1 protein-coding gene is annotated in these 411 nt (G+C 51.3%); it reads right to left on the bottom strand.

Annotated features, from left to right (window positions below):
* Window positions 1–411 (bottom strand): metallophosphoesterase (locus tag NE664_14770; protein MCQ4727898.1); only part of this gene is annotated, 411 nt, incomplete at both ends.

Raw genomic sequence — 411 nt, 5'->3', positions numbered from 1 at the left:
GACATGGTCATGGCCCATCAGCACCACATCAATTCCCAGTTCCGTAAATACCGGAGAGAGCTCTGCCCGCCTCTGGATAATATCATTGTCCGACTCGTGTCTGGCCGTGCTGTAGATTGAATGATGGAATGTTACCACCGTCCAGTCCGCATCGGCTCCGTTCTCGTCAAGCACCTGCTTCATGAACGCTCTGTGCTCCGCCGTACTCATATTGTTGGAATTGAGAGACATAAAGAGCACATTGTTATATGTATACCAGTAGTCTCCTCCGAATTTCCCGGTCTTCTCGGTCATGCCCATACTGCTGACATTCGGCACCTGGAAATGCTGGCTGTAGGCGCTGCTTCCCGCGTCATGATTTCCTACATTTACTGCTGCCGGCAGAGACAGCAGTTCCTTCGGGCTTAAGTA

This window comes from Anaerotignum faecicola (assembly GCA_024460105.1).
Lineage (GTDB): Bacteria > Bacillota > Clostridia > Lachnospirales > Anaerotignaceae > JANFXS01.
This window is presented reverse-complemented; position numbering and strand designations above follow the sequence as displayed.